Origin of the sequence: Dolichospermum heterosporum TAC447 (assembly GCF_024584745.1) — a bacterium.
GTDB lineage: Bacteria > Cyanobacteriota > Cyanobacteriia > Cyanobacteriales > Nostocaceae > Dolichospermum > Dolichospermum heterosporum.
In genome coordinates this window covers 2,284,322-2,303,507 of the sequence record NZ_CP099464.1, presented here as the reverse complement: position 1 = coordinate 2,303,507, position 19,186 = coordinate 2,284,322, and the positions used below count along the sequence as shown (strand labels likewise).

Sequence of the window (19,186 nt, the reverse complement as noted above, 5' to 3'; positions counted from 1 at the left end):
CGACCTTCAATGTCGTGCTATAATATCTAGTATATCAGACATATTAGGATTTGGCAATGCCTCGGATTAAATTTAAACCACAAAATCAAGTAGCCTCCGATAAATCACCCTTGCAATTTAAGGTTTTACCTGGAGTCAGGGAAAAAATTAAAACCGTCCCTGACACAGAAGATATCGGATTTCTTGTCCTACTATTTCCTTTTCTGGGGCGATCGGACAACGGTGAGGCATGGAAGCAAGAGTATCAATTGCAGCAAGTAATCCATTAAACCAATTAGCCCCATTTACAGGAGAATCTTGAGAAATCCACAAATAAAATTCCTCCGCATCGTCTAGTGCTATTGGAGTAATTCTAACGAGGTATTTCATGCTTTAACCGTAATTCTTCTAATGCTTCTACCGCGTCTTTTGTCTTTCCAGCAGCAGCTTCAGCTATGCCTTGACGAATTTTTGCGGCTGACCTTGCTAGTTCTAACTCATCCAGTAATTCTTGATAAGATGCTGCATCCTGCATGATCACGGATGCTTTACCATTAACAGTGAGAATAATTGGTTTATGACTCGACTGTATTTGTTCAATGAACTGTCTAGCATTGCGCTGAAAGTCTGAAAGGGGGTAAATTTCCCGTGCATCAAGCATTATTATTACTCTCCATGAAATTCTCATGATATTTCATGTTAACTTATTGGTGTAAAAATTTCAAGCACAAAAGAATATTAGGTAACAATCCTTGTCCGCGATGAAGCAGGAAATAAACACTAAGATTATTGCTGTCCAGATGTGTCTAGACTTTGGTAATTTTGGGTAAGTTTTATAAGGAAGAACGCCGAAAACCCTTGAAAATGTGGGTGACTCAGGAAGCCACATTTGGGCTTTAGACAAGGGATGAAGGCTAGAGGCAGGATTTATCCTGCATTGATTTTAATCCATATTCGTGATACAACTAGATTGTCACTAAAGACATAAAAAGCTACCGAGGGACTCTCGGAAAGTTACGCTTGTCAAATATGATTTCGCCCGCCAGGGCCAACGAAATCAGGGCAAGAACCCAAATATTTAAGGCAGTGCCTGAAACTGGGATAACTGAGGGATATAGACTGAAACTCTCTATAGAATCTCCGCGTCTTTAGACCGGAGAGTGTCAAAGAACGGGTTCATTCACTTACGCCGCAGTGTACTAGTACAAAACGGCGTAAATAAACCAACCATTCTAAACCCTCCAAAAGCCTATACTGTCTTCATTTTGACTTTTGACTTTTGACTTTTGACTTTTGACTTCCGCCTTGCGGTACTAGTCATCTTTAGATGACTTTAGCTTTTAGACAGGGAATTTATTCCCTGGCTTGAAGGGACTCTCAAATCTAACCCGTAAACACCTCTGCGGGTAAACGATTAAAGGCAAGACGCTCATTTTGGACATCTACAAAAATGGTGTCACCGTCGCTGAAATCACCGCGTAAAATGGCTTTGGCTATTTGGGTTTCTAGTTCCCGCTGAATTGCTCTTTTTAATGGTCTTGCCCCAAAAACGGGATCATATCCTACCTCTGCCAAAAAGTCAAGAGCAGCACTGGATAATTTCAAAGCCATTTTCCTATCAGTTAATCTTTGTCTGAGTCTATCTACTTGTAATTGAACAATATTCCGCAATTCGGATTTTTGTAAACTGTGGAAAATAATTAATTCATCTAGACGGTTTAAGAACTCTGGACGGAAACTATTTCGCATTGCTTCCATCACCCGATTACGCATTTCATCGTAACGGCTATCGTCTCCAGATATATCCAGGATATATTGAGAACCGATGTTACTGGTCATGATGATAATACTATTTTTAAAGTCTACTGTGCGACCTTGGGCATCTGTCACCCGACCATCATCGAGGATTTGTAAGAAAATATTAAATACGTCGGGGTGGGCTTTTTCGATTTCGTCGAATAAAATCACCGCGTAGGGACGACGACGAATGGCTTCGGTTAATTGTCCTCCTTCTTCATAACCCACATATCCGGGAGGCGCACCAATTAAACGAGAGACGGCGTGCTTTTCCATGTATTCAGACATATCAACCCGCACCAAAGATTCCTCTGTATCGAACATATAGGCGGCTAAGGCTTTCGCTAGTTCGGTTTTACCGACACCGGTTGGACCAAGGAAGACAAAACTGGCTATGGGACGGTTGGGGTCAGAAAGTCCAGCGCGAGAACGTTGAATGGCATCTGCGACAGCGGTAACGGCTTCATGTTGACCGATAACCCGATGATGTAATTCATCTTCTAAATGCAGGAGTTTTTCTTTTTCTGATTCCACTAATTTATTCAGAGGAATTCCTGTCCATTTAGAAATAATTTCCGCAATGTCGGCTTCTGTAACTTCTTCGCGCAATAGTGATTTTCCTGTGCCTTGGGTTTGGGAAAGTTCAGTTTCTACGGCTTGTAATTGGCGATGTAAGTCTGTTAATTTACCATATTTTAATTCCGCAGCCCGGTTAAGATCGTAGTTTCTTTCTGTCTGTTGAATTTCTAGATTAACTCGGTCAATTTCTTCTTTAATTGATTGAATTTTGGTGATAATACCTTTTTCAGATTGCCATTGTGTGCTGAGAGTTCTTTGTTCTTCTTTGAGGTCAGCGAGTTCTTTTTCTAATCTTTCTAAACGTTCACGGGAAGCGAGATCACTTTCTTTTTGTAAGGAAAGTTTTTCCATTTCCAATTGGAGGATTTTTCTGTCTATTTCGTCTAGTTCTTCGGGTTTGGATGTAATCTCCATCTTCAGTCTAGCAGCGGCTTCGTCTACTAAATCAATGGCTTTGTCAGGGAGAAAGCGATCGCTAATATAACGATTTGATAAAGTAGCCGCAGCGACTAAAGAACTATCAGAAATTCTCACCCCATGATGGACTTCATAACGTTCTTTCAAACCGCGTAAGATGGAAATTGTATCTTGAACGTTAGGCTGATCTACATAAACTTGTTGAAAACGTCTTTCTAAAGCGGCATCTTTTTCCAAATATTTGCGATATTCATCCAAAGTTGTCGCCCCAATGCAGCGTAACTCACCCCGTGCTAACATCGGTTTCAATAAATTTCCGGCATCCATCGCCCCTTGACTTGCACCTGCACCGACAACGGTATGAATTTCATCAATAAATAAGACAATATTGCCGCCGGATTCGGTGACTTCTTTTAATACGGCTTTGAGACGTTCTTCAAATTCACCTCGGAATTTTGCTCCCGCAATTAAAGCCCCCATATCTAAACTGATGAGTTTGCGATCTTTGAGAGATTGGGGAACATCACCCGCCACAATGCGCTGTGCCAAACCTTCGGCGATCGCAGTTTTCCCCACACCAGGTTCACCAATTAAAACCGGGTTATTTTTGGTTCTGCGGGAGAGAATTTGTACTGTGCGTCTAATTTCATCATCACGACCGATTACGGGGTCTAGTTGACCTTTGCGGGCGGCTTCTGTGAGATCACGTCCGTACTTCTCCAGTGATTGATATTTACCTTCTGGATTTTGGTCAGTCACTTTTTGTTTCCCCCGAATTTCTTTAATAATATTTTTGAGTTTGTTTTCATCTAAACCGAATTCTTGCAGTAAACTTTTGCCAAACCGATCATCTTTGGCGTAACCTAACAGTAAATGTTCAATAGAAATAAATTCGTCTTTAAATTCTTGACGATATTTTTCTGCCCGATCTAATAATGTATCTAAACTGCGTCCTAAATAAACAGAAGCACTAGTCCCCGATACCTTGGGTTGACGTTGGATAAACTGCTCAGTGCGATCTCGAACTTTTTGCAAACTTGTCCCAGCTTTGGTGAAAATCGCGCTGGCCAGTCCTTCCTGTTCCAGCAACCCTTTCATCAGGTGTTCACTTTCTAGCTGCTGTTGCTGATACTGTTTAGCGACATCGGGGGTATGAGCGATCGCTTCCCAGGCTTTTTCTGTAAATTGATTGGGGTTAGTCGGCTGCATAAGCTTTTAGAATAACAAACTACCGTTTAATAAGATCATTGTAAAAATATTTGGCGTAATTGCTAGATCGGTCTTCACGTCTTTAAAATGTAGTATTATTGCCCAATCTGGAGTAACAAAGCGTATACTACAACCGGGGAATTGCCCCTCCCTCGTTCCCTCGTTCCCTGGCTCTGCCGGGGAATGCCCACAGGAGGCTCTGCCTCCACTATATTCACTGTATTTGAGGCAGAGCCTCAAACTCCCATTCCCAGCCGGAGTCTGGGAACGAGTTCAATTTATCATTGATGAAGATAAAAAATCATCTTCCCTCGTTCCCTGGCTCTGCCGGGGAATGCCCACAGGAGGCTCTGCCTCCACTATATTCACTGTATTTGAGGCAGAGCCTCAAACTCCCATTCCCAGCCGGAGTCTGGGAACGAGTTCAATTTATCATTGATGAAGATAAAAAATCATCTTCCCTCGTTCCCTGGCTCTGCCGGGGAATGCCCACAGGAGGCTCTGCCTCCACTATATTCACTGTATTTGAGGCAGAGCCTCAAACTCCCATTCCCAGCCGGAGTCTGGGAACGAGTTCAATTTATCATTGATGAAGATAAAAAATCATCTTCCCTCGTTCCCTGGCTCTACCGGGGAATGCCCACAGGAGGCTCTGCCTCCACTATATTCACTGTATTTGAGGCAGAGCCTCAAACTCCCATTCCCAGCCGGAGTCTGGGAACGAGTTCAATTTATCAATAATATTTTGTCTGAATCAGGATACCCAGGATTTAAGGATGTGCAGGATGTGATTTTTTGATTGTCTATAAACATTCAGATTTAAGGATAAAAAATCATCTTCACACTATAAAAGAAATTAGATCTGTGACTTCACCAGATCATCAACAAAAATCCTGAAAATCCTCAAATCCTGGACATCCTGATTCAGACAAGGGCAATTCCTCACTCACGCGCATTCATCCCACGCTCCTAAGAGTGAGACGTGGGACTTCTGCTATTCTTGTTAAACTATTAGAAAAATGCAGTCAAAGTGGTGATATGGCAATTCAGTCAACGGCAGAAACTTTATTTCAAACTGCTTATGAAAGTCGTTACACTTGGGATGAGAATTTTCCTGGTTATGCTGCCAATGTGCAACTGCTACAGGAAGGTGAGGTTTATACTGGTAAGATTCAGATTGACCCCAGCCTGAATATACAAGTTACAGAAGTCGCAGATAAACAAATAGCAGCAGGAATTGATATTCAGTTACAGGAAATAGTTACCCGCTGTCAAAAAACCAGTTTTTTAGATTCCTATGGTCAACATGACTTTATTTTAGGTGAAACGGTAGAAAATGACGGTGTAAAGGTTTTTGTCAAGAGTGAAAATATTGATTCTCACTATCAAATCCGTAACCAAAAAATATATCAAGAAGTTCGGGTTATGGGTCGGATGTCCTTGGAGATGAATTATGACGATTTTCTAGCTACAGACTGCGGTTATATCCCTTCTGCTTATCATGTAGTTTTTCGTAATTCGCAAACAGGTGATGTTAATAGCATTCTCAAATTTACGGATACATATCAAAAATTTGGTGATTATTACATTTTGACAAAGCAGATAGTGGCAGAGTATGAAGACGGGAAAACTGAAACTCCGCAATCAATTACTGAGTTTGTTTATTCCAATATTCAGCTACTGGAATAGGCGGGGAGTAGGAGGAGGGGGGAGGGGGGGAGAGGGGGGAAGTGGGGGAGTGGGGGGAGTGGGGGGAGTGGGGGGAGGGGGCGGGGGAGAAAAATATTCTTTTGCAACTGACAACTGACCAATAACCAATGACCAATGACAACTGACAACTAACAACTGACAACTAACAACTGACAACTGACAACTAACAACTAACCAATTAGTCATTCCCAGCCTAAACTAGATCATTAGCAACTTGGATAATTACCAATTTATTTACTGAGCAGGTCTGAAAGCATGGAACTAACGCTAGAAAATGTAGAAACCGTATTAGACGAGATGCGCCCTTATCTGATCTCTGATGGTGGTAACGTGGAAGTTGTAGAATTGGATGGACCAATTGTTAAACTCCGGTTACAAGGTGCTTGTGGTTCTTGTCCTAGTTCTACTATGACTCTGAGAATGGGTATTGAACGCCGTCTCAAGGAAATGATTCCCGAAATCTCCGAGATAGAACAAATCATGTAAATCACTCGTAATGGGGAATGGGGGAAGAGGTAATTGGTAAGATATACTTGTCACCTGTTCCCCGTTCCCTATTTTCCATCACCTACTCTCTTATATATTATATGTCTCATCCTTTGCACGTTGCGTTTATCTGGCATCAACATCAACCGTTGTACAAGTCTCCTGAAAATGGTAGTTCTCTAGTGACTAGCCAGCAGTACCGCTTGCCTTGGGTACGTTTACATGGGACTAAGGATTATTTGGATTTAGTATTATTGTTAGAGAAGTATCCTAAACTGCACCAAACGGTGAATTTAGTTCCCTCGTTAATATTGCAAATAGAAGATTATGTTGCAGGTACGGCTTTTGACCCTTATTTAACTGCTAGTTTGACTCCTGTAGAAAAGTTGACTCGTGAACAAAAAGAGTTTATTGTTCAACATTTCTTTGATGCTAACCATCATACTTTGATTGATCCTCATCCTCGTTATGCCCAGTTGTATTATCAAAGACAGGAACAGGGACAAAATTGGTGTTTAGCAAATTGGCAGTTGTCAGATTATGGGGATTTACTAGCTTGGCATAATTTAGCTTGGATTGATCCTTTGTTTTGGCACGACCCGGAAATTGCAGCTTGGTTAGAACAAGGACGTAATTTTAGTTTAGGCGATCGCCAACGCATTTATTCCAAACAGCGGCAAATTCTCAGTCAGATTATTCCCCAACATCGGAAAATGCAGTCAAGTGGACAACTGGAAGTTACCACTACTCCCTATACTCACCCGATTTTACCCTTATTAGCTGATACTAATTCAGGACGGGTGGCTGTGCCGCAGATGACATTACCCAATCAGCGGTTTCAGTGGGTGGAAGATATCCCCCGGCATTTACAAAAATCCTGGGATTTGTATATAGATAGGTTTGGGCAAGATCCTAGAGGTTTATGGCCTTCTGAACAGTCCGTTAGTCCAGAAATTTTACCGTATATTATTAAACAAGGGTTTAAATGGATTTGCTCAGATGAAGCGGTTTTAGGCTGGTCATTAAAACACTTCTTTCATCGTGACGCTGCGGGAAATGTCCAAGAACCAGAATTGCTCTATCGTCCCTATCGTCTGCAAACTGCCGCTGGTGATGTATCTATAGTTTTTCGGGATCATAGATTATCGGATTTAATTGGTTTTACCTATGGATCTATGCCGGCAAAGAAAGCAGCAGCGGATTTAGTTGGACATTTGCAAGCGATCGCTAAACAACAAAAAGAAAGTAACGATGATCAACCTTGGTTAGTGACAATTGCCCTAGACGGGGAAAATTGTTGGGAATTTTATCCCCACGACGGGAAAGACTTCTTAGAAACATTGTATGAAAGTTTGAGCAATGAACCCCATATCAAACTTGTCACCGTTTCCGAATTCATTGAAAAACACCCACCTACCGCCACTATTCCTGCTGCACAACTCCATAGCGGTTCTTGGGTAGACGGCAATTTTACCACATGGATAGGAGATCCCGTCAAAAACCGCGCCTGGGACTATCTCACCGCAGCTAGACAAGTCTTAGCAAATCATCCCGAAGCCACAGAACAAAGCAACCCAGCAGCCTGGGAAGCCCTATATGCGGCTGAAGGTTCAGACTGGTTTTGGTGGTTTGGAGAGGGACATTCTTCTAATCAAGATGCCATTTTTGACCAATTATTTCGGGAACATCTCTATGGCATTTACAAAGCCTTAAATGAACCCATACCTCCATATCTGCACACCCCCCTAGAAATCCATCAAGCCCGTTCTGACCATAAACCACAAGGCTTTATTCATCCCGTCATAGATGGTAAAGGTGATGAACAAGATTGGGACAAATCTGGGCGCATCGAAGTTGGTGGTGCCAGAGGAACAATGCACAACAGCAGCACTATCCAACGTTTATGGTATGGGGTAGACCATTTGAATTTTTATGTGCGAGTAGATTTTAAAACAGGTGCTGTTCCTGGCAAAGATATACCTCCAGATTTGCACCTATTCTGGTATTATCCAGATAGAACAATGGTGAATAGTTCCATACCTCTAGCGGAAGTACCAGACAGCGCACCTTTGAATTATCTATTTCACCATCATTTGGAAGTTAATTTACTCAGTCAATCGGTGCAGTTTCGAGCCGCAGGAGATAATTATCTATGGTATCCCCGTGCCTCTCGCGCCCAAGTTGCCTTAGATTCTTGTTTAGAAATAGCAGTACCTTGGGCTGATTTGCGAGTCCCTCCAGATTATCCTCTGCGGTTGATTTTGGTGTCTTCTGATGATGGTTGTTTTTCTGGTTATGTTCCAGAAAATGGTCTGATTCCGATTGATGTTCCTTAGAGAACTCCACAAAAAAAATGATCCAATTTTGTGGGATGGGCATCCTTGCCCGTCCTTGATGATTAGCGGGCAATTCGTCCCGTACCACAAGAAATTTTGGGATATTTTTTTGATTGGAAGTCTCTAATAAACCTGTGCTGAATGAGTTGTCATTGCGAGTGAAAGGAAGCAATCTCTTGACAACCGATAAACCACCTAACGCAAAAATCTCTCAAACCCTTATTCCTCTGTGTCCTCTGCGCCTCCGTGGTTCGTTAATCAGGATAATTTATTTCTTGGAAGTCCCTTAGAAACTTCCAAATAAAAAAATGTCCCAAAACTAACGCAAAAACCCTCCCTATTTCTTCTCTCTCTGTGTACTCTGTGCCTCTGTGGTTCGTTTGTTCATTTATTTATTGGGATAATTTATTTCTTGGAAGTCCCTTAGTGATAATTCTCCCGATTTTTATAAGAAAGAACGCCGAAAACCCTTGAAAATGTGGCTGACTCAGGAAGCCACATTTGGGCTTTAGACAAGGGATGAAGGCTAGTACCGCAAGGCGGAAGTCAAAAGTCAACCTCAAGTCGTCTCGTTCCCAGTCTCTGACTGGGAATGAATTCTAGAAGGCTCTGCCTTCAATGATATTTAGAGGCAGAGCCTCATCAATTGCATTTCTAGTCAGAGACTAGGAACGAGATGTGGTAGGGATTTGAGCTTAAGTTGACACATATCAGCTTTTGCTTTACCCCTACTACACATCTGGGTTCTTTGTCATTTGGTAAAAGTTTAAATATTACCCGTGTTTAGTATATATAAGTAAGCTTTTTGATTTACTGATAGCTAATGTACCATCCCTGTATATTAACAAGGATGGTTCATGGCTATATATTAACCTTCAACAATGACTTGACCAACCATGCCAGCACCACGGTGAGGTTCACAGTAGAATGTGTATGTACCAGGAGCAGCATCAACAGGAATAACTGTGGTTTCAGTTTGTCCAGGACTCATTAATAACTTCTTGTGGGACAAAGATTTTGCTAAAGCAGCATCTGCGGTAGGATTCTTCTTAGGATCAAAGACAACGTTGTGGGGGGGAACTTTGTTGTTCTTCCAAACAATTGTGTCACCAGCTTTAACAGTCAATTTCTTGGGTTCAAAGGCTAACATACCTTTATCACTGCCCAGTTTAACTGTATATGTTTCCGCAGATGCAGTAGGAGTGAATACCGCAAAGCTACCAAAAATTACAATAACTGTTAATACAGCTAGGCTCAAGCGTCGCAAAGTTGCTGCGATAGATTTCATGGTTCTGTCCTGTGGAAGTATGTTTATTGTTCTCATTTCATTTTAAATACAATCAATGCCAAATATGACAACCCGTCATATATTTTTTTTGTTAACCACTATCAGCAGCTAGATTTCTGAAATTCCATTGCCACCAAATTTCTGATACAATCAAAAGTCCGACTCCTTTAACGTAGATTAATGTATGAGCAAGGGTACACTATTTGACAAAGTTTGGGACTTACACACCGTTGGTACATTACCATCAGGATTAACACAACTATTTATTGGACTACATCTTATTCATGAAGTTACCAGTCCCCAAGCCTTTGCAATGCTCAAGGAGCGGGATTTAACAGTATTATTTCCACAACGGACAATAGCCACAGTTGATCATATCGTTCCCACAGAAAACCAAGCTCGTCCCTTTCTGGATAGCATGGCTGAAGAAATGATTCAGGCATTAGAAAAGAGTTGTCAAGAAAATGACATAACTTTTTACAATATTGGTTCAGGAAATCAAGGAATAGTTCACGTCATTGCCCCTGAATTGGGACTAACACAACCAGGAATGACCATCGCTTGTGGAGATAGCCACACATCAAGTCATGGTGCATTTGGAGCGATCGCCTTTGGTATCGGTACAAGCCAAGTTAGAGACGTTCTCGCCTCCCAAACCCTATCATTATCAAAACTCAAAGTTCGCAAAATCGAAGTTAACGGCACATTAAAACCCGGAGTTTACGCCAAAGACGTAATATTACATATTATCCGTACTCTAGGCGTTAAAGGTGGAGTAGGCTATGCTTACGAATTTGCTGGTACAACCTTTGCCCAAATGAACATGGAAGAACGAATGACCGTTTGTAACATGGCCATAGAAGGTGGGGCGCGATGCGGATACGTCAACCCCGATCAAATCACCTACGATTATCTACAAAATAGAGATTTTGCTCCCCAAGGTGCAGACTGGGAAAAAGCTATTGCTTGGTGGGAATCCCTCAGTAGTCATGCTGATGCAGAATACGATGATATCGTAGTATTTAATGCCGAAGATATTCCCCCCACAGTCACATGGGGAATTACACCCGGTCAGGGAATTGGCGTAGATGAAAAAGTCCCCACAGCCGCAGAACTCCTAGAAGAAGACCGCTTCATCGCCGAAGAAGCATACCGCTACATGGACTTATATCCCGGTCAACCCATCCAAGGCACAAAAATAGATGTCTGCTTCATTGGTAGCTGCACCAACGGACGCATCAGCGACCTGAGAGAAGCCGCCAAAATTGCCCAAGGTCGCCAAGTTGCAAAAGGTATAAAAGCCTTCGTAGTTCCTGGTTCAGAAAGAGTCAAAAAAGAAGCCGAAGCCGAAGGACTAGATAAAATCTTCCAAGCAGCCGGTTTTGAATGGAGAGAACCAGGATGTTCCATGTGTTTAGCCATGAACCCCGACAAACTCCAAGGCAGACAAATCAGCGCCTCCTCCTCCAACCGCAACTTCAAAGGCAGACAAGGATCATCCTCCGGTCGCACCTTATTAATGAGTCCCGCAATGGTAGCCACAGCCGCCATCAAAGGTGAAATCGCCGATGTGCGTGAACTACTGTAGGTGACAGTGAACAGGTGACAGGTGACAGAAAAGAGTTTTTTCAATTACCAATTACCAATTACCAATTACCAATTACCAATTACCAATTACCAATGGTCAGTGAAGTAAAACAAATATCCGGTAACGCCGTTCCCCTCATTGGTAACGACATAGACACCGACCGAATTATCCCCGCCCGCTACTTAAAAGCCATCACCTTTGACGACTTAGGAGAAGGCGTATTTGTTGACGACAGAAAAGCCTTAAATGGTGAACACCCCTTTGATCAAATCCAATATCAAGGCGCAAAAATTCTCATAGTTAACCGCAACTTTGGCTGTGGTTCATCACGAGAACACGCACCCCAAGCCCTAGCAAAATGGGGAATTAAAGCCCTAATTGGTGAAAGCTTTGCGGAAATCTTCTTTGGTAACTGCGTAGCAATGGGGATACCATGCGTAACTGCTGATGAGAAAGTAGTCAAACATCTACAAGAATTAGTTACTACCAATCCTCAAGCAGTTAAAACCATAGATTTGGAAAAATTGCAAGTGCAACTTGGTGATTTTACTGCCTCAGTTATGATTAGTGAAGGCACAAGAAGCACTTTTATTAGCGGAACTTGGGACGCTTGCGGACAGTTAGTAGCAAATGCCCAACAGGTAAAAGCAACAGCAGCAAAACTACCTTATATTGCTTGGGGTAATTTAGCAGCAAGTTAGTATATATAGAGGCGTTCTCTGTAACGTCTCTACAATTATGGAATTAATTATTAAGTAGGAGAACACAATAAAACCAACCTGTGTAAAGAAACGTAAAATCGCCCAAACCCTCTTCACTTTTGCATGAGTGCCTTTTGCCTTGCCATAACGACAATTTTCAACGCCAACCTACTTAAATGAATACAATTAATTATTGGTTAATGAAGTCAGAACCAGCAGTTTATAGTATTACAAACTTACAACAGCAAGGTGAGACGATTTGGGACGGTATACGTAATTATCAAGCCCGGAATTTCTTGAAGCAAATGCAAATAGGAGATTTAGCATTTTTCTATCACTCCAACACTGAACCACCCGGTATCTTTGGTTTAATGCGGATAGTTGAAACAGGTATTGCAGACCCAACACAATTTGATATAAATAGTAAATATTATGATGCCAAATCAACTCTTGAATCCCCCCGTTGGCAAACTGTAAAAGTGGAATTTGTCGAAATTTTTAATCATCCTCTTTCACTATCAACACTCAAAGTTGAGTTTAATGATGATGAATTATTAGTAGTGAAAAAAGGCAATCGTCTATCAGTAACTCCGGTAATAGAACCAGTCGCCAGTAGAATTTTAGAAATGGGCAAAGATAAGTAGGGCTTGCTGAGTAAAGCTAGAACCGCCTCTCAGTAAGGGTCTCACTGATTTTGAGAACAAAAAAGTGCAAGGTTAAGTAATTGGACAAAAATATTTACAGTCATTGCGAGGGAAGGGAAGCAATCACAACCCTGGAAATCGCTTCATTTCACTTCGTTCCCTATGGCTAACGCCACGCAACGCTTACGCATTTTCAGAGGGGGAATTTTTTTATTTCACATCCTATGAATTATAAATTATCAATAATTTTAGTTTTATGCTCAACTCTGTTAACTGGGTGTTTTGGCTACCCGCGTTTACTCAGTTACCCATTTGATTCCGGGGGAAGGAGTTTAAATAGCTTCTCGTCCGAATTAAATCCGCAAATTTCTGGAAGATATATTGTATTCACAAGCGATCGCCGAGGCAGTCAAGATGTATATATGTTTGATACATTGACTCGTAATTTAGTAGACATACCCGGCTTAAATTCCTTTGATACAATTGCTTCCCATCCTGCGGCTTCTGACAATGGCAAATTTATTGTCTTTACTGCTAGTCGTCAAGGACGAACACAAATTGTTTTTTATGATCGAGATGTGCGTCAATTACGGAATTTAGCAGGTGATGTGCAAGGAGAAGTCCGCAATCCAACAATTAGTGCTGATGGTAGTAGAATCGCCTTTGAGTATAGTAATAATGGACAATGGGATATTTTGGTTTACGACCGATTTGGGCGAAAATTGAACATTCCCCAAGAGCCAAGTTAATCAAGGATGTAGGGGCGCAGGGCCTGCGCCCATTCAGAAGTCAGGAGTCAGAAAGAAGAATTAAGAAATAAGTAGCGCAAGAAAGGGAAACATTCTTTTGCAACTGACTAATCACTATTTTGTACAGATTCGATGAGCGATCGCACTTCCTGAGTTCCTGGGGACGGTTCAAAAGAAAGAGGAAATTTACCCTTAACTAACATTCTCAAGCCCAAAGGTGCAAGACTGAGTAAACCTTGCAAATCGCGGAAATAATTACCAACCACTTGAACCCCAAATTGGCGTTCATCAATCCAACCACCTTGTTTAACTAAATCCACTAAAACCTTACGATGACGAATTGCCCGACTGTCATCAGCTTGTTTACGCTTCAGAATTTCCTGTTTAATTTTCGTAATTTGTTCTAATGGGGCAACTTCCATCGGACAAACCGAATCACAATAAAGACAACGAGTACAACCCCAAACCCCTTGAGTTCCTGTGCTATAGGTTTCTAATCTTTGTTCTGTATTACTATCGCGGGAATCTGCCACCATGCGATATGCCTTAGCCAAAGCATGGGGACCAACAAAATCAGGATTAACTTCCAGAGCATTACATTCAGAATAACAAGCTCCACACATAATACAATTGCCCGTTTGATCAAGAAGCGATCGCTCTTGAGGCGTTTGCAAGAACTCTCTTTCAGGAACTTGTCTAGCAGCGGTACTCACATAGGGAGCAACCGTCTCCAAATTGTGCCAAAAACCATTCATATCCACAACCAAATCTTTAATTACAGGCATATTCCCCAAAGGTGCAACTGTAATTTCTGGAGTAGTTTGAGGCTGATTTGCAGATGATGATATTTTCTCCAGTCTAGCCAGTTCACTGCCCACATTCTCCTTACAAGCCAAAGCAGAACGCCCATTAATCCGCACAGCACAACTACCACAAATTGTATTGCGGCAATTTTTGCGAAATGCTAAAGTTCCATCTTGTTCCCACTTAATCTGATTGAGACAATCCAGGATAGTATTACCTGGTTCTACCTCCAAAACGTAAGACTTGAAAACAGGGTGAGAATTTTCTTCTTGTCGAGTAATCTTAAAAATAACTTCCATGATGATCAATCAATCCAAATCTTGGGTGCAAATCTTCTGTCTTACCTTACCTACCTCAAAAATCATGAAACTAGGGAAGGATGAAGTATGAGGCGTAAAGTATAAAAATAGATTTTCTCTTCCGCTTGAGTTGACGGCAGCCCTCACCCTTGATCCTTTACACTTAATACTTCTTTCGTCAAGCCCTAGCTATAAAAATTCTACATCCTTAAATATATATAAATGTTAAAGCCAGGGAAAATCTCAAAAGAGTGGCTATCAAATATCCCGGAGATATGGTAAATTTATTCTTCCCATAGACAGACGTAGATAATCTGATTCCTGCGAAGCGCTTCGCTATCACAGCTTTGAATCTGATAATGATTAACAGCAGGGATTTTTCACCCCGCCTTTTGTTTATAGTCCCAGATAGCTCCTGGAGTGAAGCCATAGAAACTCTAGAATTTAACTGACTCACTCATAGAAAGCACGTCTAAATTAGATTAACTTTTATAAAAGTCCTGGCATCATCCTCCCGACAGTATTAAGCTTGAGGAAAATCTCGCCTGGATTTTAGCGGCTCAACTCCAGGGATCTAGATCAAAATTTAGTTGTAATATGAATTTTAAATTCAAAAAATATTTTGCTATTATTATTTCATGCTAGTATTTAATAGAAAATTACGAACTAACAAAATCACAATAGCCGCATAAGCACGGCTAACACTTCTTTTGTTTCTTCGTAATGTAGAGACTAGAAAATTTATGTCTCTACTGGCAAAATAAAAGGGTGTATGTCCATCAGACCACACATAAATCCTATGCTGTCTTTATTCCTATAACTCAAAGGCAAGAGAAAAGCAGCGCTGAATGTGAAAAACCTGTAATTTATTGGCTCTACGCGGCAGTTCCTCCATTTGGGGAAACCCCAAGACCGGACTGCTTTATCTTTTTTGGAGTAGAACTAACCTGACTTGTAAAGGTGGCTTGAAGTTACACCCTTACAACAGTGACCAAAGAGAAAATAATTTAATTTCCGATGGCCAATGATGGTTAAAAAAGCCGTAAAATTACTGAAATAAATGTCTGTGGCAACTATGACTTATAAACCTATTATGGACAACTGTAATAGAGTCTTCTGTTGCTGACATATCAGCAGGAATTCACCCATCACCCTCGTGTTTTGTTGACCTATGAAGTCCAGTTGCGCTGATTGCTCAATACTAGACACACAAGAAAATTCTGAAATGGCTAAGTCCATGCTACGCTATCAATTTGAAGAGATTAAGGAAAATTAGAGCATAATGACCGAAACTGCAACTGCCCCATTAACCGGAAAAACATTGCTGGCGAAAGTTAAAGAACTTTCCACCTTGCCACGTCGAGAAAGAGCAAAGCAATGTGGTTATTACACCGTTACTAAAAATAGTCAAGTTCGAGTTAACTTAACAGACTTTTATGATGCTTTATTGTCAGCTAGAGGCATTCCCCTCAGCCCAGAAGCACCAAAAGATGGACGTGGACGCGAACCGACATACCGGGTCAGTGTTCATCAAAATGGTCAAATTGTGATTGGTGCAACCTACACCAAAGCAATGAACCTAAAGCCCGGTGACGAATTTGAAATTAGACTCGGTTACAAACATATTCACTTGATTCAGCTTGGTGAAAGTGATAAACAATTAATCCAGTCTGATGATGCTGATGAATCAGATGCAGAAGAATAAATTTTTTCACCTATCAGGGATAAGTTTAAGGTAAATTCTCATGAATTTATCCCTAGAGCTACCGCTAATTAGTAGCTGTGGTTAAATAATTGCAGTGGGATAAAACATAAAAAACGTTTTGACCTCTTCCATGAGTCACAAATTCTAGTAGAGTCTTGATTATTCGTCAAGAAATCTGTTGTTGCAGGAAGTTAGTCATGTTTTTTATGTCTATTCCACTGTCATTTTTAGACTCATCAGTCCATACTTTACTGGAGTTTCTCAAAGATACGCCAGTATTTTTGGTCATGGCTTTTTTTATTGTTTGGATAGGTTGCTGGTTGCCATTGGTAGCAGTTTTAGCCATTACTTTGAATTGGCAAATACACAAATCTTTACAACCAGAGCAAAAAATTCCTTTATTAGTATCTCTTTATTTATTAGTTCCTCTAATTCTCTGGGGATTTCAAGGGTTGCAATTGGCTTCTTTCCCTGATTATGGATTAGTGGGGAAGGTTTCTATTTTTGGTTCTCTATTACTGGGTTTTAGCTTGGGTGTTTTGGGTCTAGCTATAGTGTTTTTTGGGCAAATTCTCGCCGGTTGGTGCTATTTAGAAAAATCTCAGATCAAGTTAATCCCATCTAGTTTATTAACGATTTCCCTAGTGGCTTTGTTTGTGGGGGGAATAGAGGAACTTGTATTTCGGGGCTTTTTATTCACTCAGTTACAACAAAATTATCCAATTTGGTTAGCTGCAATTATTTCTAGCTTGGTTTTTGCTGTCTTACATTTGGTATGGGAACAAAAAGAAACTCTTCCTCAACTGCCTGGATTATGGCTAATGGGTATGGTTTTAGTATTAGCTAGATTAGCTGATGGCAATAGTTTAGGGATTGCTTGGGGACTTCATGCCGGTTGGGTATGGGCGATCGCTACTATAGATACAGCGGGATTAATTACCTACACAGATCAAGTTCCTACATGGGTGACAGGGATCAATAAAAAACCCCTCGCGGGGTTGACAGGAATTATCTGCGTTTTGGCGACGGGAGGAGTGCTTTTATGGATATCGTAATTACTAAATGATATTTTTCTCACGCAGAGGCGCAGAGACGCAGAGGGGAGAAGTTACTTGGTTGGGGCGATCGCTACTATAGATACGGGGGGATTAATAAAAAACCCCTCGCGGGGTTGACAGGAATTATCTGCGTTTTGGCGACGGGAGGAGTGCTTTTATGGATATCGTAATTACTAGATGATATTTTTCTCACGCAGAGGCGCAGAGGCGCAGAGGCGCAGAGAAGAGAAGTTACTTGGTTGTGGTTAAGAATTGACGTAAGCTAACTAAACTCAGGGTTTGTCCTAAGTTTAGGGGTAACATGGATATGCCTTCTATGCGGGATTGTACCCAGCCTTCGCCCCAGTACCATTCGTGAAAGCCGTCAATGCCTCCACTGAGTAGTAAGCGTAAACAATTGGGTTTTACTACGTCTACTTGGTGATGAATGGAGACTGGTCCTGTCCATGTGGTGAACTCAAATCCTGGGGGTAATTCTGTGGGCATTTCCGGGGGAAAACTTTGCCCCAATAGCCATTTTTTTAGTTTGGCAGGATGCAAAATACTGTCATGAATGGCATCGGCTGATGCTGTAACTTCGATACGAATTTGGCTTTGTTGAAATGTACCTAGCATGGTGATTGGTAATTGGTAATTGGTAATTGGTAATTGGTAATTGGTAATTGGTAATTGGTAATTGGTAATTGGTAATTGGTAATTGGTAATTGGTAATTGGTAATTGGTCAGTTAGAAAAAATTTTCTCCCCTGCCCCCACTTCCCCCACTCCCCCCACTCCCCCCACTTCCCCCACTCCCCCTGCCCCCTGCCCCCCCTCCCCCCCTCCCCCCTCCCCCCCTCCTCTTACCTCCCGACTCGAAACCACTTAAAATAAGAGAGTCATCTTGTAAAGAATTGTCAGGTTTTTCATGGCAGATCAATTAATTCGTGCGACTGCGGCGGATGGTGGGATTAAAGCTATAGGTGTGATTAGTACCCGGTTAACAGAAGAAGCTCGACAACGCCATAAACTATCTTATGTGGCAACAGCAGCATTGGGAAGAACTATGGCTGCTGGTTTGTTGATGGCTGCCAGTATGAAACGGTCAGGTTCTAGGGTGAATGTTCGCGTTAAGGGCGATGGTCCTTTAGGTGGTGTATTGGCAGATGCAGGATTAGATGGTACAGTTAGGGGTTATGTCGGGAATCCGTCTGTGGAATTGCCACCTAATCATAAGGGTAAACTAGATGTGGGTGGGGCAGTAGGTGCAGGCTTTCTATATGTAGTCCGCGATCTCGGTCATGGTTATCCTTACTCTAGTACAGTAGAACTGGTTTCGGGGGAAATAGGTGATGATGTTGCTCACTACTTGGCAAGTTCTGAACAAACTCCTTCGGCTTTAGTTTTGGGTGTATTTGTGGGAGAACAGGGCGTAACGGCAGCGGGAGGAATTTTGATCCAGGTGTTACCCAAAGCTGCTAGGGATGAGGAGCTAGTGGCTACATTAGAATCGCGGATTGAGGCTTTATCTGGGTTTACGCCATTACTGCAAGCAGGTAAAACACTGACGGAAATTTTTAACGATTTGTTAGGAGATATGGGATTGAACATATTTCCTGAAAGTCAGATGTTACGCTTTCATTGTGGCTGCTCTTTTAATCGGGCGCTAGGAGCGCTGAAAATATTGGGAGAGGCGGAACTACAGGACATGATTGTAAAAGATGATGGTGCAGAAGCTACTTGTGACTTTTGCGGTAATATCTATCAAGCAAGTAGTGATGATTTAACTCAGTTAATTGGAGATCTACAAAGAGAATCTTTAATTTCTGATTAATGTCAACAGTCATACTCAACCCAAT

Annotated in this window: 17 protein-coding genes; 10 read left to right on the top strand and 7 right to left on the bottom strand. The window is 41.6% G+C overall.

Annotated elements, in window-relative coordinates:
* Positions 1-147: 147 nt before the first annotated feature.
* The 3 genes from NG743_RS10210 to clpB form a co-directional block, all read right to left on the bottom strand.
* Positions 148-369 (bottom strand): type II toxin-antitoxin system RelE/ParE family toxin, encoded by a 222-nt coding sequence (locus tag NG743_RS10210; protein WP_257121945.1) that lies wholly within the window; start codon positions 367-369, stop codon positions 148-150.
* Positions 353-640, bottom strand: coding sequence for a type II toxin-antitoxin system Phd/YefM family antitoxin (locus NG743_RS10205; protein ID WP_027402717.1), 288 nt, complete (start codon positions 638-640; stop codon positions 353-355). Before NG743_RS10205 ends, NG743_RS10210 begins: the two co-directional genes overlap by 17 nt.
* Before the next feature lie 722 nt (positions 641-1,362).
* Positions 1,363-3,981, bottom strand: a complete 2,619-nt coding sequence (clpB, locus tag NG743_RS10200) for an ATP-dependent chaperone ClpB (protein ID WP_257121944.1) — start codon at positions 3,979-3,981, stop codon at positions 1,363-1,365.
* Between the two features lie 1,038 nt (positions 3,982-5,019).
* Between clpB and NG743_RS10195 the strand changes: the two genes are divergently transcribed.
* The 3 genes from NG743_RS10195 to NG743_RS10185 all read left to right on the top strand — a co-directional run bounded on the left by NG743_RS10195 (position 5,020) and on the right by NG743_RS10185 (position 8,513).
* Positions 5,020-5,670, top strand: a complete 651-nt coding sequence (locus NG743_RS10195) for a DUF3386 domain-containing protein (protein ID WP_027402714.1) — start codon at positions 5,020-5,022, stop codon at positions 5,668-5,670.
* A 276-nt stretch (positions 5,671-5,946) separates the two neighbouring features.
* Positions 5,947-6,177, top strand: coding sequence for a NifU family protein (locus NG743_RS10190; protein ID WP_027402712.1), 231 nt, complete (start codon positions 5,947-5,949; stop codon positions 6,175-6,177).
* A gap of 101 nt (positions 6,178-6,278) precedes the next feature.
* Positions 6,279-8,513, top strand: a complete 2,235-nt coding sequence (locus NG743_RS10185; RefSeq protein WP_257122141.1) for a glycoside hydrolase — start codon at positions 6,279-6,281, stop codon at positions 8,511-8,513.
* An 868-nt stretch (positions 8,514-9,381) separates the two neighbouring features.
* Here the strand turns inward: NG743_RS10185 and petE are convergent.
* A complete protein-coding gene (gene petE / locus NG743_RS10180; protein WP_027402710.1) occupies positions 9,382-9,801 on the bottom strand; it encodes a plastocyanin in 420 nt (139 codons plus the stop codon).
* Between the two features lie 184 nt (positions 9,802-9,985).
* On the opposite strand from petE, the gene leuC reads away from it, so the two are divergent.
* The 4 genes from leuC to NG743_RS10160 all read left to right on the top strand — a co-directional run bounded on the left by leuC (position 9,986) and on the right by NG743_RS10160 (position 13,483).
* Positions 9,986-11,389, top strand: coding sequence for a 3-isopropylmalate dehydratase large subunit (gene leuC, locus NG743_RS10175; RefSeq protein WP_027402709.1), 1,404 nt, complete (start codon positions 9,986-9,988; stop codon positions 11,387-11,389).
* A 92-nt stretch (positions 11,390-11,481) separates the two neighbouring features.
* Positions 11,482-12,090, top strand: coding sequence for a 3-isopropylmalate dehydratase small subunit (leuD, locus tag NG743_RS10170; RefSeq protein WP_027402708.1), 609 nt, complete (start codon positions 11,482-11,484; stop codon positions 12,088-12,090).
* A 176-nt stretch (positions 12,091-12,266) separates the two neighbouring features.
* Entirely contained in the window at positions 12,267-12,734 is a 468-nt protein-coding gene (locus tag NG743_RS10165; protein ID WP_228043778.1) for an EVE domain-containing protein, read from the top strand.
* Positions 12,735-12,958: 224 nt separating this feature from the next.
* On the top strand, positions 12,959-13,483 hold the full coding sequence (locus tag NG743_RS10160) for a TolB family protein (protein ID WP_027402706.1): 525 nt from the start codon (positions 12,959-12,961) through the stop codon (positions 13,481-13,483).
* A 107-nt stretch (positions 13,484-13,590) separates the two neighbouring features.
* Here NG743_RS10160 and NG743_RS10155 read toward each other — a convergent pair whose 3' ends face one another.
* Positions 13,591-14,586: a succinate dehydrogenase/fumarate reductase iron-sulfur subunit gene (locus NG743_RS10155; protein ID WP_027402705.1), complete on the bottom strand. Its 996-nt coding sequence runs from the start codon at positions 14,584-14,586 to the stop codon at positions 13,591-13,593.
* Positions 14,587-15,868: 1,282 nt separating this feature from the next.
* On the opposite strand from NG743_RS10155, the gene NG743_RS10150 reads away from it, so the two are divergent.
* Both NG743_RS10150 and NG743_RS10145 read left to right on the top strand, forming a co-directional pair.
* Positions 15,869-16,291, top strand: a complete 423-nt coding sequence (locus tag NG743_RS10150; RefSeq protein ID WP_027402704.1) for an AbrB family transcriptional regulator — start codon at positions 15,869-15,871, stop codon at positions 16,289-16,291.
* A gap of 197 nt (positions 16,292-16,488) precedes the next feature.
* Positions 16,489-17,346: a CPBP family intramembrane glutamic endopeptidase gene (locus NG743_RS10145; RefSeq protein WP_027402703.1), complete on the top strand. Its 858-nt coding sequence runs from the start codon at positions 16,489-16,491 to the stop codon at positions 17,344-17,346.
* 234 nt (positions 17,347-17,580) lie between these two features.
* Here NG743_RS10145 and NG743_RS10140 read toward each other — a convergent pair whose 3' ends face one another.
* Together NG743_RS10140 and NG743_RS26875 are read right to left on the bottom strand one after the other, a co-directional pair.
* Positions 17,581-17,964, bottom strand: coding sequence for a hypothetical protein (locus tag NG743_RS10140; RefSeq protein ID WP_027402702.1), 384 nt, complete (start codon positions 17,962-17,964; stop codon positions 17,581-17,583).
* Positions 17,958-18,068, bottom strand: coding sequence for a hypothetical protein (locus tag NG743_RS26875; protein ID WP_371316538.1), 111 nt, complete (start codon positions 18,066-18,068; stop codon positions 17,958-17,960). The genes NG743_RS10140 and NG743_RS26875 overlap by 7 nt, the downstream gene beginning before the upstream one ends.
* Before the next feature lie 187 nt (positions 18,069-18,255).
* Here NG743_RS26875 and hslO point away from each other — a divergent pair, with 187 nt between their 5' ends.
* Positions 18,256-19,161 carry an Hsp33 family molecular chaperone HslO gene (gene hslO, locus NG743_RS10135; protein WP_027402701.1) on the top strand — a complete coding sequence of 302 codons (906 nt, stop codon included), beginning with the start codon at positions 18,256-18,258 and terminating at the stop codon, positions 19,159-19,161.
* Positions 19,162-19,186: the final 25 nt, after the last annotated feature.

Bases quoted from the DNA above. Each gene is read 5' to 3' on its own strand.
- NG743_RS10210 (WP_257121945.1), bottom strand. From the start codon at position 369: ATGAAATACCTCGTTAGAATTACTCCAATAGCACTAGACGATGCGGAG.
- NG743_RS10205 (WP_027402717.1), bottom strand. From the start codon at position 640: ATGCTTGATGCACGGGAAATTTACCCCCTTTCAGACTTTCAGCGCAAT.
- clpB (WP_257121944.1), bottom strand. From the start codon at position 3,981: ATGCAGCCGACTAACCCCAATCAATTTACAGAAAAAGCCTGGGAAGCG.
- NG743_RS10195 (WP_027402714.1), top strand. From the start codon at position 5,020: ATGGCAATTCAGTCAACGGCAGAAACTTTATTTCAAACTGCTTATGAA.
- NG743_RS10190 (WP_027402712.1), top strand. From the start codon at position 5,947: ATGGAACTAACGCTAGAAAATGTAGAAACCGTATTAGACGAGATGCGC.
- NG743_RS10185 (WP_257122141.1), top strand. From the start codon at position 6,279: ATGTCTCATCCTTTGCACGTTGCGTTTATCTGGCATCAACATCAACCG.
- petE (WP_027402710.1), bottom strand. From the start codon at position 9,801: ATGAAATCTATCGCAGCAACTTTGCGACGCTTGAGCCTAGCTGTATTA.
- leuC (WP_027402709.1), top strand. From the start codon at position 9,986: ATGAGCAAGGGTACACTATTTGACAAAGTTTGGGACTTACACACCGTT.
- leuD (WP_027402708.1), top strand. From the start codon at position 11,482: ATGGTCAGTGAAGTAAAACAAATATCCGGTAACGCCGTTCCCCTCATT.
- NG743_RS10165 (WP_228043778.1), top strand. From the start codon at position 12,267: ATGAATACAATTAATTATTGGTTAATGAAGTCAGAACCAGCAGTTTAT.
- NG743_RS10160 (WP_027402706.1), top strand. From the start codon at position 12,959: ATGAATTATAAATTATCAATAATTTTAGTTTTATGCTCAACTCTGTTA.
- NG743_RS10155 (WP_027402705.1), bottom strand. From the start codon at position 14,586: ATGGAAGTTATTTTTAAGATTACTCGACAAGAAGAAAATTCTCACCCT.
- NG743_RS10150 (WP_027402704.1), top strand. From the start codon at position 15,869: ATGACCGAAACTGCAACTGCCCCATTAACCGGAAAAACATTGCTGGCG.
- NG743_RS10145 (WP_027402703.1), top strand. From the start codon at position 16,489: ATGTTTTTTATGTCTATTCCACTGTCATTTTTAGACTCATCAGTCCAT.
- NG743_RS10140 (WP_027402702.1), bottom strand. From the start codon at position 17,964: ATGCTAGGTACATTTCAACAAAGCCAAATTCGTATCGAAGTTACAGCA.
- hslO (WP_027402701.1), top strand. From the start codon at position 18,256: ATGGCAGATCAATTAATTCGTGCGACTGCGGCGGATGGTGGGATTAAA.